Here is a 13,678-nt window from a genome sequence, read left to right as displayed (position 1 = left end):
GCCGTCTTTTGTTCGTTGTCAAATCAATAGCATTATTTATCATACAAATGCAATTGACTAATATGATAATTGGACGTAATTTTCACCCGCTCTCAGGAGGGCGTCGCAGAGCAACAGGGAGGTTCTCATGCGTTTTTTGAAAACCGCAGCAATGGCTGCGATTGCCGGCACGCTTCTGGCCGGGTCGGCGCTGGCCGATGAAGTGAAGATCGGTTTTCTGGTTAAGCAGCCGGAAGAACCGTGGTTTCAGGATGAATGGAAGTTTGCTGATATAGCTGCTTCTGAAAAAGGCTTCACGCTGGTCAAAATCGGCGCGGAAGATGGCGAGAAAGTCATGTCAGCCATCGATAATCTCGGTGTCCAGGGTGTTCAGGGCTTCATTATCTGTACGCCTGACGTGAAGCTCGGGCCGGGCATTGTCGCCAAGGCTGCCGCTAATGGCCTCAAGCTGATGACGGTCGATGACAGGCTGGTCGGATCCGATGGAGAGCCCCTTGCGGATGTGCCGCATATGGGAATTTCGGCCGTGAAGATTGGCGAGACCGCCGGTGAAGCCATCGTTGCCGAGATCAAGAATCGCGGTTGGGACATGAGCACGGTCGGTGCGATCCGGGTTTCATACGATCAGCTTCCGACAGCAGTCGATCGGGTCGAGGGCGCGATTGCAAAGCTCAAAGAGGCTGGATTTCCGGAAGCCAACATCTTTGATGCGCCGCAGGCGCGTACGGACACCGAGGCTGCTCTCAATGCAGCGACCGTGGTTCTGAACAAGAATGCGGACATCAAGCATTGGGTTGCTTTCGGACTCAACGATGAGGCTGTCCTTGGCGCGGTGCGCGCTGCGGAAGGCGTGGGAATCGGCGCCGATGGCATGATCGGTGTGGGCATTGGTGGCGCAGATTCGGCGATCAACGAATTCAAGAAGCCCGAGCCAACGGGTTTCTTCGGAACGGTGATCATTTCACCGAAGCGCCATGGCTATGAGACCGCACTCAACATGCATGAGTGGATTGTCGACGGCAAGGAGCCTGAGAAGCTGATCCTGACGTCCGGCGCCTTGGCGCTACGCGACAACTATCAGGATGTCCGCAAGGAACTCGGCATCGAATAGCCGGCGGTTTCCATGCAGCCGGCGTGCAATCATGCCGGCTGCTCTCTTCCCGCCTTTCTGGCGGGTTTCCGACACTGGCTATGCTTTGGAGGAAGCCGGCTTCATGTCTGCCTATCTCGAATTCTCCGGCATCTCGAAGAGTTATCCCGGCGTCAAAGCGCTTTCCGATGTTTCGTTTGGAGTTCGCAAAGGCGCGGTACATGGCTTGATGGGCGAGAACGGCGCCGGGAAATCCACGCTGATCCGCATTCTTTCCGGCGATGCTGCTGCCGATGAAGGCACTGTGCGCATAGACGGGGAGACGCAGAACTACCAGTCGACCCGCGATGCCTTCGATGCTGGCGTCGTTGTCATTCATCAGGAATTGCAACTGGTGCCGGGGCTAACAGTCGCTGAGAACCTCTGCCTTGGACGGTTTCCTGCAACCGGCGGCGTCATCGGTTTCAGTGCCATGTATGAGGATGTCCGGCGCAAGCTCCAGCTTGCCGGAATCTCCGTCGATCCGACGCGCAAGGTTGCAGAGCTTTCCATCGGCGAACGCCAGATGGTCGAAATCGCGAAAGCCGTCATGCTCGATGCGCGTGTCATCGCGCTGGATGAACCGACTTCCTCACTATCCTCTCGTGAGAGCGAAATTCTTTTCACCCTGATCGACAGGCTGAGGGAGGATGGCCGCGTCATTCTTTACATTTCCCATCGGCTGGATGAAGTCTTCCGCCTCTGTGACAGCCTCACGGTTCTGCGCGACGGCAGACTTGCTGCCCATCACGAAACGATCGAAGGGGTGACGCGCGAGCAAATCGTCTCCGAAATGGTTGGGCGCGAAATCAGCGACATCTGGGGATGGCGCGCGCGTCCCGTTGGAGCGGTCGAGCTGGAGGTGGACGGGGTTCATGGCGAGAAGCTGCCCGTTCCCGCCTCCTTCGAGGCGCGAAAGGGGGAAATACTCGGGTTCTTCGGCCTTATAGGAGCGGGGCGTTCGGAGCTCTTGCGCATGATCAGTGGTGCCGATCCGCGCGCCGGAGGACATGTGCGTGTCGGCGGCGTGGACATCGGGTCAGGCCAACCGGCAGAGGCGATCCGCAAGGGGGTCGTTCTGTGCTCCGAGGATCGCAAGTTCGACGGCATCATCCAGGGCCGTTCGCTTGAAGAGAACATCCTTATCTCTTCGCGCCGTCATCTGACACGGTTCGGTGTGCTTGATCTGCGCCAGGAAGGGCAGGTCGCCGAGACCTTTCTGAAGAAACTGAGGGTGCGCACACCCTCGCGCAGGCAGGACATCATCAACCTGTCCGGCGGGAATCAGCAGAAAGTCATTCTTTGCCGCTGGCTCTCGGAAAAGGGTGTCAGGGTTCTACTCGTCGACGAACCGACGCGCGGCATCGATGTCGGCGCCAAATCCGAAATCTACGACATTCTCTATCAGCTCGCGGAGGAGGGGATGGCCATAGTCGTCATTTCCAGCGAATTGCCCGAAGTGATGGGCATTTGCGACCGCATCCTCGTGATGTGCGAAGGGCGCATCAGCGCGGAGATCAAGCGAGCCGACTTCAACGAACAATCCATCCTCGCCGCCGCGCTGCCGGACGAGGCCAGCGCCGCGTCGGTCGGTTAAGAGGCTTCACGATGACGACTTCCATCAAAAAGCTCATCCTGGGCGACCAGGGACTGCTTGTAATTTTCATTCTCGCCTTCGCGCTCGTGTCGCTGACGGTTCCCAACTTCCTGACCGAACGCAACATGCTCGGTCTCTTACAGTCCGTTGTTACCGTTGGTGTGATTGCCTGTACGATGATGTTTTGTCTTGCGGCGCGCGATTTCGACCTTTCCGTCGGCTCCAATGTTGCTTTTTGCGGCATGGTCGCGGTGATGGCGTCGAATGCCACCGGGTCCATCTTTCTGGGTATTCTGACCGCGCTGGCTGCGGGCGCGCTGGTCGGCCTTTTCAATGGCGTGGTCATCGCCAAATTTCGCATCAACGCGCTGATCACCACGCTGGCAACCATGCAGATCGTGCGCGGGCTTGCGCTCATCTCGTCGGACGGGCGGGCTGTCGGTATCGACGATCCCATGTTCTACCAGCTGGCTCTTTCCAAGTTTCTGGGTGTTCCGACTCCGATCTGGGTGTTGGCGGCTCTCTTCGTCATTTTCGGTTTTGTCCTGAACCGCACGGTTTTCGGCAAGAACACGCTTGCCATGGGCGGCAATCCGGAAGCCTCAAGACTTGCGGGTGTCAATGTCGACTGGATGCGAATCTGGATTTTCACGCTGCAGGGCTTCATCTGTGCGGTGGCCGGCATCCTGCTTGCCTCCCGCATCACATCCGGGCAGCCGAATGCGGCTACGGGGCTCGAGCTCTCCGTGATTTCGGCCTGCGTTCTGGGTGGGGTGTCGCTGGCTGGGGGGCGGGCGACAATGACCGGTGTGATCGTCGGTGTGATGATCATGGGCATTGCAGAAAACGTCATGAATCTTCTGAATATTCAGGCTTTCTATCAATATGTGGTACGCGGGTTCATCCTGTTGCTTGCCGTGTTGCTCGATAATATGCGGTCGAGTGCAATCGGGCGACGCTGATGCAGGATGGCGTGTTGTAGATATTGGATTTGCTTTTCATTCAGGGAACGTTTGGCGGCGCCTTGGACATCGGGAGAGATCGCATGACATCTGGACAGGGACGGTTGAGCGGCAAGCGCATCTTTCTGACAGGCGCTGCTCAGGGCATAGGCCGGGCGATCGCCGAAGCCTGCCTGCGCGAAGGGGCTTCTCTGTTTCTTGTGGACCGGGATGAGACACTTCTTGAGCAGACGGTTGACGAACTCGGTGGGGCCGAGGGGCGGCTAGCCTATGCTGTTGCAGATATCTCTGATGCCTCTGCCATCAAGGCGGCGGCGGATATGGCGGGAAACACGATCGGGACACCCAACGCGCTTATCAACAATGCCGGTGTCAATGTTTTTCATAAACCGCTCGAGACGGACGATGAAGAATGGGCGCGCTGTTTCGATATTAATCTGAAGGGAGCATGGCACTGTTGCCGTTCGTTGTTGCCTGGCATGATTGAAGGAGGCGGCGGCGCAATCCTCAACATCGCCTCGACCCATAGTTTCACAATTATCCCGCACACCTTTCCGTATCCAGTGGCCAAGCATGCCCTCTTGGGCATGACGAAGGCGCTGGCGCTGGAATATGCGGGCAGGGGTGTGCGGGTGAATGCCATCGCGCCCGGCTATGTCGAAACCCAGAAGAATGTGGATTACTGGAACAGTTTTCCCGATCCGGATGCTGCGCGGGCCGAGACCATGGCCATGCATCCGGGCGGTCGCATCGCAACGCCTGACGAGATCGCCATGGCGTCGGTTTTTATGATCTCCGACGAATGTCCCTTCATGAATGCCGCATGCCTCGTTATTGATGGTGGCCTGAGCGTTTTGCAGCATCCGACCTGAGTTCACTTTCATGACCGACCCATCCCGTCCCTACTGCGCTGCCGTTGACTGGGGCACGAGCAGTTTTCGTCTTTGGCTTCTGGATGCCGAGGGGGCCGTCGTCGCGTCCAGCAGGAGCGAGGAAGGCATGATGCACTGCGCGAAGACGGGCTTTGAACCGGTCCTCAACGCTCATCTCGAAAAGGTGGAAGCGCCTGCCGGCACGCCTGTGTTGATCTGCGGGATGGCGGGTGCAAGGCAGGGTTGGCTGGAGGCACCTTATGTGGAGGTTCCCGCCAAACTTGCAGCACTCGCGGACAGGGCGATCAAGGTTCCGGGCGTACCCGGAGATGTTCGAATACTGCCGGGACTATCTCTGAACGACCCGCAGGCACCGAACGTCATGCGAGGCGAGGAAACACAATTGCTGGGTGTCGTGAGCGAGAGCGGCAATGCGTTGGTATGCATGCCGGGCACGCATAGCAAATGGGTCGAGATTGAAAACGGTGTGGTCACGCGTTTCAGCACGTTCATGACCGGAGAGCTTTTCTCGCTGCTCACGAAACATGGAATTCTGCAGCACGCGGTCGAGGAAAAAGCCGTTGTCTCGTCAGATGACGCAGCATTCTGGTCCGCACTGGAACGTACCGAAGTACAGGAGCACGCTGCCCTTTCCGGCTTCTTCGGGGTCCGTGCTGCACAATTGCTTGGTCTGGAAACTCGCGGCGATGGTGCCGCCCATCTTTCCGGTCTCTTGATCGGCGGCGAGATTTCTGCCGCGCGAGAGCTTTTCGGTATGGAGGGCAAGGTTACGTTGATCGCATCAGAGCCGGTCAATGCGCTGTATTCGGTTGCCCTGGAAAAACAGGGTTTCCAGGTCGTCTCGAAAGATGCGGGAGAAGCCTCGCGGGCAGGGCTTTTCAGATCAGCAAAACGAATTTGGAGCCGATAGACATGCCGGAACGAGATGTGAGCTGGCCGGGAGAGAGGCGTGCGCTGGTAGCGATCCTGCGTGGCATTCGTCCTTCGGAAGTTGCGGCCATGACTGAGATGCTTATCGACGAGGGCATCACGTCCATAGAGGTCCCGCTGAATTCGCCGGAACCGTTCCAGTCCATTGAAACAGCCCTTGCAATAGCGGAAGACCGTGCGCTCGTCGGTGCCGGCACAGTGCTCGCCGTTGAGGATGTCGAGCGGTTGTACGACATCGGCGGCCGGCTGGTCGTGAGCCCGAATACGGACCCCGAGGTTATCCGGCGCAGTGTGGCGCTCGGCATGATCTCCATGCCCGGTGTTTTCACACCCAGCGAAGCCCTTCTTGCGCACAAATGCGGGGCTTCGGCGCTCAAGTTTTTCCCGGCGTCCGCGCTTGGCGTGTCCGGCATTGCCGCTATCAAGGCTATTCTGCCGAGGGACGCTGTGGTGTGTGCCGTGGGCGGTGTTTCCGATGCGACACTGGCCGAGTATTTCGGGATCGGCGTGCGCGCTTTCGGTCTGGGGACGGGACTTTATCGACCCGGTGATGCCGTTGATACAGTCAGAGCGAGGGCCCGCAAAACCGTGGAAACCTATGATCGCGCTTTGAGCGGCTGAAAAACGCGCAACCGGGGGGCGGATAGCGGTGCGGTGGCTTTGGATGGGTATCCCTGCCGATTTGACCAAAGGGTGAGCGGTGTCCCGTTCTTGACAATTCAGGGCGTCTCTTTCACGTGCTGTCGTGCGCGCGGCCATCGGCGGCGTTCAACAGACAGTCCGGAAAGGGTGGACAATGTTCGAAAGCGCTCACATTGACGAAGCCATTGCGTGGCGTCGTGACCTGCATCGTCATCCCGAACTGGGATTTCAGGAAGAGCGTACTTCGAAGCTGATCGCCGGTTTACTGGAGGGCTGGGGCTGGCAGGTTCAAACAGGGCTTGCGAAGACTGGCGTGGTTGCGCGGTTGGGTGACGGGGGGGCATCGATTGGTCTGCGGGCGGATATTGATGCGCTGCCCATCGAAGAAACAACAGGACTGGAGTACGCTTCGAGCCACCCTGGCAAGATGCACGCCTGCGGGCATGACGGACACACGGCGATGTTGCTTCTGGCCGCGCGTCAGATGGCGGCTGAAGGTGTGACCGGCGGAAACGTGACCCTGATTTTTCAGCCGGCTGAAGAAAACGATGGTGGTGCGCGCGTGATGATCGAGGAGGGGCTTTTTCGCCAGTATCCGTGCGACAGGGTTTTCGGGATTCACAATTGGCCGGGTCTCGCTCCCGGACGACTTGTCGCCCGTGACGGGGAGATGATGGCAGCCTTCGCGATTTTCGAGATCACCATCGAGGGACGTGGCGGACACGGCGCGATGCCTGAGCAGAGCGATGGCGTGGTGGCCGCCGCAGCACGCGTCGCCACAGCACTGCAGGAATTACCGGCGCGGCGGTTGTCTCCGCTCGTGCCGGGCGTCGTCTCGGTAACGCAGATTCACACCGGCTCTGCATTCAACGTTTGCCCCGACCGTGCGGTCGTTTGTGGAACGACCCGCTGGTTCCAGTCTGACGCAGGGGACGAGATCGAAACCAGGCTGGCCGAGGTGGTCCATGGCATTGCTGCAGCCCATGGCTGCCGGGCAAACATCGATTATCAGCGACGCTATCCTGCGACGGTCAACAGCGCGGCCGAGGCGGGGCTTGCGAGGCGTGTGGGGGAGGCCATGGGTCTCGATGCGGGAGAGGCCGGGCCAAGCATGGCGTCCGAGGATTTCGCTTTCATGCTGAACGAAAAGCCCGGCGCGTATATCTGGCTGGGCGCGGCGCGCCAGGGCGAAAACCCCGGGCTCCACTCGCCCCGGTTTGATTTCAACGACGAAGTGCTGCCAACGGGCGCCGAATTCTGGGTGCGGTTGGTCCGGCGGGCTCTTTCTGTCTGATGGACGCTCTGGACAGCCGCTTCTTGCGGGCGTTCCTGGTCGTTGCCCGCGAGGGGTCGATCCGTCGTGCCGCCGAACGGCTGAATGTTGCGCCCTCGGCGATCAGCCGCAAGCTGGCCGAAGCCGAAGCGCGGCTGGGTGTTGGTCTCGTGGAACGCAGCGCACAGGGCATCGTGCTGACGGATGCAGGGCGGCTGGTGCGTGAGCATGCACTCGTTCGGCAGGATGAAGAGACGTTTCTGCTCGACCAGCTCGGCAAGTTCACAGCTTCGGGCGGGCAGGTGGTGCGTATCGCCGTCGGCGAGGGATTTGCTGCAGATCTGATGCAGAACGGCCTCGCCCCGCTCGCGGAGAACCATCCTCATCTCAGGTTTCGCATCAACATTGCCGGAACCGAGGAAATTCAGCGCCAGGTGGTTGAAGGGGACGCGGATCTGGGTATCGCCTACAATCCTGTCCCTATGGAAGCAACACGGGCAGTGGCGCTTGCAAGACAACCGCTCTGCGGTGTGGTCCCGGTTCATTCTCCGCTCGCTGAACGACGGTCCGTACGGCTTGCTGAAATGCTTGATCATCCCTTTGCCATCCTCGATGCCCGCCATGGCATCAGGGCACTGGTTGCGCGTGCAGCCGGCGATCTTGGGCTTGCGTTGCGGCCCCAGGTGGAGACCTCCTCCATCGCCGCTTTGATTCGATATGTGGGCGCGGGCATGGGCGGAAGCTTCCTTCCACGCTTCTCCGTCTCCATACAGGCAGAACGGGGTGAGGTCGCGATTGTCGAGCTCGACGAGGAAAGCCTGCGGCATGTCAGTGCGCACCTTATGGTGCGGGCCCGCCGTCGCTTGCCGCAGTCTTCGTCAATAACGGTCGAGTATCTGGCCGCGAACATGTCGGCATTCCGTGAATAGTGCATCTTGTGTTGCTAAAATAGCAACGCTACGTGCCTGAATCGATGTCTACTCAACAACACTCTGTCACCGCAGTGTCATGAACACCAAGTGCATGGGAGGTGGCATGACGCAGTCGGTCGGCGTGATCGGTCTTGGAGCTATGGGAATGGGCATGGCCCGCTCTCTTCTGGCCAATGGCTTTTCCGTGACAGCTTTTGACCTTGCGCCGCGGGCCATGGCAAGAGCCAAAGAAGCCGGCATTACTGCGCATGGGGCTCCGGCCGGGGTGATCGAGGCATGTGACGTGATTGTCCTCTCATTGCCCCTTGCCAGCCATGTGGAATCGACGATTGAGGCCGGATTGGCCGCAGGTGCATTCAATTCTCCGAAGATCATCATCGACACGTCGACGTCTGAAGCGGCGGTGAGCCGCAGACTGGCGGCGAAACTCTCCGAGATCGGCCACGGTTTTCTTGATGCGCCCGTCAGTGGCGGTCCGCAGGGGGCGGCAAGCGGTTCCCTTTCGGTGATGCTGGGCGGCGATGCGCAGTGGGTCGCGCAGGCCAAACCGGTTCTGGATGCGCTTGCTTCCAAGGTGATCCATGTCGGGCCGAGCGGGGCCGGCAATATCGCGAAGCTCGTCAACAATATGCTGGTGGCCTGCCATATGCTCACCACGGCGGAAGGGCTGCGGCTTGCAGAGGCATCGGGCCTTCCGGCCCGGGACGCGCTTTCCGTCATCAACAGCGCCACGGGGCGGAGCGCGCTAAGCGAGGTTCATTTTCCCAATTGGGTTTTGACCGGCAGTTTCGACAGCGGTTTTTCTGCAGGTCTGATGCGCAAGGATGTGAGACTGGCGCTTGAACTGGCGCGGGACAGCGGCTGTCCCATGCCAGTCTCGGAATTGGTCGCGAAACTGTGGTCCGAGGAAAGCTCGGGCATTGCCGACGATCAGGATTTTATGCTGCTTGGCCGTGTTGCGGCCGGTACGGAAGAGAAAACGGATGGCTGACGACATGATCCCCGTAAGCGACACACGCACGGAAGTCGCGCGGTTGTTGACCGAACTGCTCGGCAGCGCCGAGGTGCAAAATCACGTTGCCGGACGGTTGATGTCGGGTGATGGCGAGGGCCTTGAGCTGACCGATCCGGCCACCGGCAAGGCCTTTGCGGAGTTCTTAGATGCCGGTGCAGCCGTGGTGGACGTAGCTGCCGAAGCGGCAGTTGCTGCGCAGCGTGAATGGTGGGGCAAGACAGCGTCAGAACGCGGGCGCATCATGTTCGAGATCGCACGCGAGATCCGCGCACATGCGGAGCCGCTTTCCCGTCTTGAGGCGATCTCGGCCGGCCGTCCCATCCGCGATGCCGCCGGCGAGCCGGCTCGCATGGCCGAGATGTTCGAGTATTATGCGGGCTGGTGCGACAAGATCAGCGGCGACGTGATCCCGGTACCGTCAAGCCATCTCAATTACACCCGCCACGAGCCCATCGGTGTGGTTACCCAGATCACCCCCTGGAATGCGCCGCTTTTCACCTGTTGCTGGCAGGTTGCACCGGCGATCTGTGCGGGCAATGCGGTGATGCTGAAACCTTCCGAGCTAACGCCGTTGAGCTCGCTCGTCATCGCTGCCCTGTGTGTCAAGGCAGGTGCGCCGAAGGGGCTCGTCAACGTGATTGCAGGGCAGGGGCCGACGGCCGGCCAGAAGATGATCGAACACCCCGCGACGGGTCTGGTCGTCTTCGTCGGCTCAGCTGCGGGCGGTGCGGCGATCGCATCCGCCGCGGCGCGGCGTCTCATCCCTTCAATCCTGGAACTGGGCGGGAAATCCGCCAACATCGTGTTTGCCGATGCGGATATCGACCGTGCCGTGGTCGGTGCGCAGGCGGCAATCTTCGCCGCGTGCGGTCAAAGCTGCGTGGCTGGTTCCCGGCTTCTGGTTCACCGCAGCGTGCACGCGGAGATGGTTGAAAAACTGGCGAAGGCCAGCGCCCGAATTCCAGTCGGCATGCCGCTCGATCCGGCCACGCAGATCGGCCCGGTCAACAATGCCCGCCAGTGGAACAAGGTGGACACTATGGTGCGCGCCGCCGTTTCAGAAGGTGCGCATCTGGCAACCGGCGGCGGAAAGCCGGAGGCCCTGGGTGATACCGACGGATTTTTCTATGCTCCGACAGTTCTCGACCAGGTATCTCGCGAGATGGAGATCGCGCGTGAGGAGGTGTTTGGCCCCGTTCTGTCCGTTCTTTCCTTCGAGGAGGAGGAAGAAGCAGTGGCGCTTGCCAACGACACGCCCTATGGGCTCGCGGGCGCGGTCTGGACACGGGATGTGGGACGTGCACACCGCGTTGCAGCAACAGTTCGCGCTGGCACTTTCTGGATCAACAGCTACAAGACAATCCATGTGATGTCGCCTTTCGGCGGCTTTGGCCAGTCGGGCTATGGGCGTTCTTCCGGCCGGGAGGCGCTTGCCGCCTATACGACTACGAAATCAGTCTGGGTCGAAACCGCAGCCGATCCGACCATCGGCTTCGGTTACGCGCCGGGCTGAACCGCATGGGCGGTCCCTCGGGGCCGCCCTTTGTTCCATCCCGGCCCGCGTTAAGAATGGGGCGGGCTTACGAGAGGGGATCTCTATGGAGAAGACGAAAGACATACTGCTGGACTGGCGCCTTCATCTGAGCGTGCTGGTCATCACCGTCATCGCAGAGGCCATCGGCGTGATCGCCGTGCCGATCGGCATTGGTTCGATCCTGCTTCTGCCGCTGCTTTACGCCTTCGTGATGGGGCTAATTCTCAATCCCAACGTCATTCGCAAGGCTGAAGGCTGGATGGGACAGCGCGAGGTCCGTGCTGCATCACCGCTGATCGTGATCGCGATCATGCCGTTCATCGCCAAGTTCGGCACGATCATTGGGCCGTCGATGGAGAAGATCATTGCCGCGGGGCCGGCGCTGATTTTGCAGGAGCTCGGCAATCTGGGCACGATTCTGCTTGCTTTCCCGGTTGCCGTGCTGGTGCTCGGCATGGGGCGGGAAGCGGTGGGAGCCACTTTCTCCGTCGCCCGTGAACCGAACATCGCGATCATCGCCGACAAATACGGGCTGAAATCCGCCGAGGGTGCCGGTGTCATGGGCGTCTATGTCATCGGTACACTTTTCGGGACGTTCATCTTCGCCATTCTCGCGTCGCTTCTGGCGACCTCCGGCTGGTTCAGCATCGAGGCTCTGGCCATGGCGTGCGGCATCGGGTCAGGCTCGATGATGGCGGCCTGTTCCGGTGCGTTGTCTCACGCCGTACCGGCGATGGAGGAGCAGATTCTCGCCCTCGCCGGGGCCAGCAATGTGCTGACATATGCAACGGGTCTTTACCTGTGCATCTTTGTGGCCCTGCCGGTGACTGAGAAACTCTACGACCTTCTGGGCCGCAAAGAGCCCGCAGCCAGCAACGCCGGAGAATGATCATGAGCACTGCTGAACTTCCCGTCGACTACGAAGCAAACACGAAGCCCGATCTCGGGCAGCATGCCGTGCTGCTGGCCGCCGTGTCCCTCATCGCTCTGGTGGGGAATACGGTTGCGACAGACGCCACGGTCATTCAGGGGCTGGTCGGCCTTGCCGTCCTTTACGTCATCGCGATGGTTGGCCTGGTTCTGACACATGTCGTTCCAATCAACCTGCCATCGGTCGCCTGGATATCACTCGTGGGCATCCTCGCAACCTTGCCCTGGACACCCGGCAGTGCCTGGGTTCTGGACAAGGTGAGCCACGTGAATTTTCTCACGCTTGCCACGCCATGTCTGGCTTATGCGGGCATCGCGATCACCCGGCGCGAAATTTCAATCGCCAAGTCCTCGGGCTGGAAACTCTTCATCGTGGCCGTGTTCGTGATGACGGGCACATATGTCGGATCGGCAATCATCGCAGATCTCTTCCTTTGACAAGGTCTGGGGGCTACCGCCAGAATGTGTGGTAGCCCCAAGGCAACGCGTGCAGACTTGCTGCCTCTGGTCAAAGATGCACTATGAGCTCCCGTGCCACCAAGTGTCGTTGAAGCTGGACTCCAGAGGGCGAACTTCAGCGTCCGGCCGTGGGGGCAGCGTCTGGATCGGTGTATAAAAAGAAGGTTCTGAACGGGAGCGGCGAGGCATGCCATTGACGGCCACGAAGCTTGGACCGTATGGCCCGGAGGTCTCGCGCCTTTGTCTTGGCACGATGATGTTCGGGGACCAGGCTGATGAGGAGACATCCTCAGCCATCCTCGACTGTTATCTTGCTGCTGGCGGCAATTTCATCGATACAGCGGATTCCTATGCGGGAACTCGATCTGAAGCCATTCTAGGAAGGCTTCTGAGCCAGCGCGATCTGCCGGTTTACGTCGCCACGAAATGCGGTAATCCACTGCCGGGGTTTCAAGGAAGTGGCGGTCTCTCGCCTGCGTGGATTCTCCAAGCGGCAGAACTGTCGCGGGAGCGGCTGAAGCGGGAAACGGTCGATCTCTATTACCTGCACCATGACGACAACTCCACGCCGCTCGATGAGATTGTCGGAGCGATGGGCGAACTTCTGACCAGCGGCGCCATTCGCGCTTGGGGTGTGTCAAATTTCCGACCATGGAAGATCGTTGAACTCGTGCATCTGGCTGACAGGTTCAGGGTCGCGAGACCGGTTGCTGCGCAGCCCTGTTATCACGTGCTCAACCGGACTGCGGAGGCAGACTATCTGCCGGTGTGCCGCCATTTTGACATTGGTGTTGTTCCCTATTCACCACTTGCGCGAGGCGTGCTCACGGGCAAATATCGTTCGGGCACGCCCGAGGGTTCGCGTGCGGCGCGTGGGGATAACCGCATGCTGGAAACGGAGTTTCACCCCGCAACACTGGAACTCGCGGGGAGGGTGGCCGTGTATGCCGATCAGAAGAGGGTCGCGCCGGCGCATCTCGCCCTCCAATGGGTGCTGGCCAACGACGCCGTTAAAAGCGTGCTGATCGGCCCGCGTACTGTCGATCAGCTCAATGCCTACCTCAAAGCGGCAAAAGCACCTTACGATGCTGACGACGAAGCATTTCTGAGTGCGCTTTGCACCGCGGGCACGACACCGGTGCCAAACTACTGGGACCCCCGGGCGCCATTGCAAGGCAGACGGGTTCGGTTTGAAACGTCACTTCTCAGCTGACATTGGCAGGGGCATTGCTCCGAAAGGGCTCGTGCAAAGTCTGCAAGAGAGAGAGAGACAATCGCGCTCGGTCATGGGCGCAACAAGCGGATGGCGGCAACAAGCGGATGATTGTCGTCGGGATGATCGCCACGTATCTGCACACAGTGCCGGGGTGCCCCCAGCGCGG

The 13,678-nt window shown here is 60.0% G+C and carries 13 protein-coding genes; all 13 read left to right on the top strand.

Features of this window, described 5'->3' with window-relative positions; all coding sequences use genetic code 11:
- Positions 1-127 precede the first annotated feature (127 nt).
- The 13 genes from HF949_RS16150 to HF949_RS16090 all read left to right on the top strand — a co-directional run bounded on the left by HF949_RS16150 (position 128) and on the right by HF949_RS16090 (position 13,509).
- Entirely contained in the window at positions 128-1,111 is a 984-nt protein-coding gene (locus tag HF949_RS16150; protein ID WP_292896977.1) for an arabinose ABC transporter substrate-binding protein, read from the top strand.
- 103 nt (positions 1,112-1,214) lie between these two features.
- Positions 1,215-2,726, top strand: a complete 1,512-nt coding sequence (gene araG, locus HF949_RS16145) for an L-arabinose ABC transporter ATP-binding protein AraG (protein WP_292900257.1) — start codon at positions 1,215-1,217, stop codon at positions 2,724-2,726.
- An 11-nt stretch (positions 2,727-2,737) separates the two neighbouring features.
- Complete coding sequence (gene araH / locus HF949_RS16140) at positions 2,738-3,688, top strand: L-arabinose ABC transporter permease AraH (protein WP_229448542.1); 951 nt, start codon at positions 2,738-2,740, stop codon at positions 3,686-3,688.
- 83 nt (positions 3,689-3,771) lie between these two features.
- Positions 3,772-4,560, top strand: coding sequence for an SDR family oxidoreductase (locus HF949_RS16135; RefSeq protein ID WP_292896973.1), 789 nt, complete (start codon positions 3,772-3,774; stop codon positions 4,558-4,560).
- A 10-nt stretch (positions 4,561-4,570) separates the two neighbouring features.
- A complete protein-coding gene (locus HF949_RS16130) occupies positions 4,571-5,491 on the top strand; it encodes a 2-dehydro-3-deoxygalactonokinase (protein ID WP_292896971.1) in 921 nt (306 codons plus the stop codon).
- A 2-nt stretch (positions 5,492-5,493) separates the two neighbouring features.
- On the top strand, positions 5,494-6,132 hold the full coding sequence (locus HF949_RS16125) for a 2-dehydro-3-deoxy-6-phosphogalactonate aldolase (RefSeq protein ID WP_292896969.1): 639 nt from the start codon (positions 5,494-5,496) through the stop codon (positions 6,130-6,132).
- Between the two features lie 175 nt (positions 6,133-6,307).
- Positions 6,308-7,447: an amidohydrolase gene (locus HF949_RS16120; RefSeq protein WP_292896967.1), complete on the top strand. Its 1,140-nt coding sequence runs from the start codon at positions 6,308-6,310 to the stop codon at positions 7,445-7,447.
- Complete coding sequence (locus HF949_RS16115; protein ID WP_292896965.1) at positions 7,447-8,355, top strand: LysR family transcriptional regulator; 909 nt, start codon at positions 7,447-7,449, stop codon at positions 8,353-8,355. Before HF949_RS16120 ends, HF949_RS16115 begins: the two co-directional genes overlap by 1 nt.
- A 106-nt stretch (positions 8,356-8,461) precedes the next feature.
- Complete coding sequence (locus tag HF949_RS16110) at positions 8,462-9,349, top strand: NAD(P)-dependent oxidoreductase (RefSeq protein WP_292896963.1); 888 nt, start codon at positions 8,462-8,464, stop codon at positions 9,347-9,349.
- Positions 9,342-10,886 carry an aldehyde dehydrogenase family protein gene (locus tag HF949_RS16105; RefSeq protein WP_292896962.1) on the top strand — a complete coding sequence of 515 codons (1,545 nt, stop codon included), beginning with the start codon at positions 9,342-9,344 and terminating at the stop codon, positions 10,884-10,886. Before HF949_RS16110 ends, HF949_RS16105 begins: the two co-directional genes overlap by 8 nt.
- A gap of 85 nt (positions 10,887-10,971) precedes the next feature.
- Entirely contained in the window at positions 10,972-11,796 is an 825-nt protein-coding gene (locus tag HF949_RS16100; protein WP_292896960.1) for a DUF3100 domain-containing protein, read from the top strand.
- Positions 11,797-11,798: 2 nt separating this feature from the next.
- On the top strand, positions 11,799-12,275 hold the full coding sequence (locus HF949_RS16095; protein ID WP_292896958.1) for a hypothetical protein: 477 nt from the start codon (positions 11,799-11,801) through the stop codon (positions 12,273-12,275).
- Between the two features lie 208 nt (positions 12,276-12,483).
- Entirely contained in the window at positions 12,484-13,509 is a 1,026-nt protein-coding gene (locus HF949_RS16090) for an aldo/keto reductase (protein ID WP_292896956.1), read from the top strand.
- Positions 13,510-13,678 lie beyond the last annotated feature (169 nt).

Source organism: Nitratireductor sp. (assembly GCF_017794765.1).
Taxonomy (GTDB): Bacteria; Pseudomonadota; Alphaproteobacteria; order Rhizobiales; family Rhizobiaceae; genus Nitratireductor.
The sequence above is the reverse complement of the archived record's forward strand: the minus strand, read 5'-3'. Positions and strand labels throughout refer to the sequence as shown.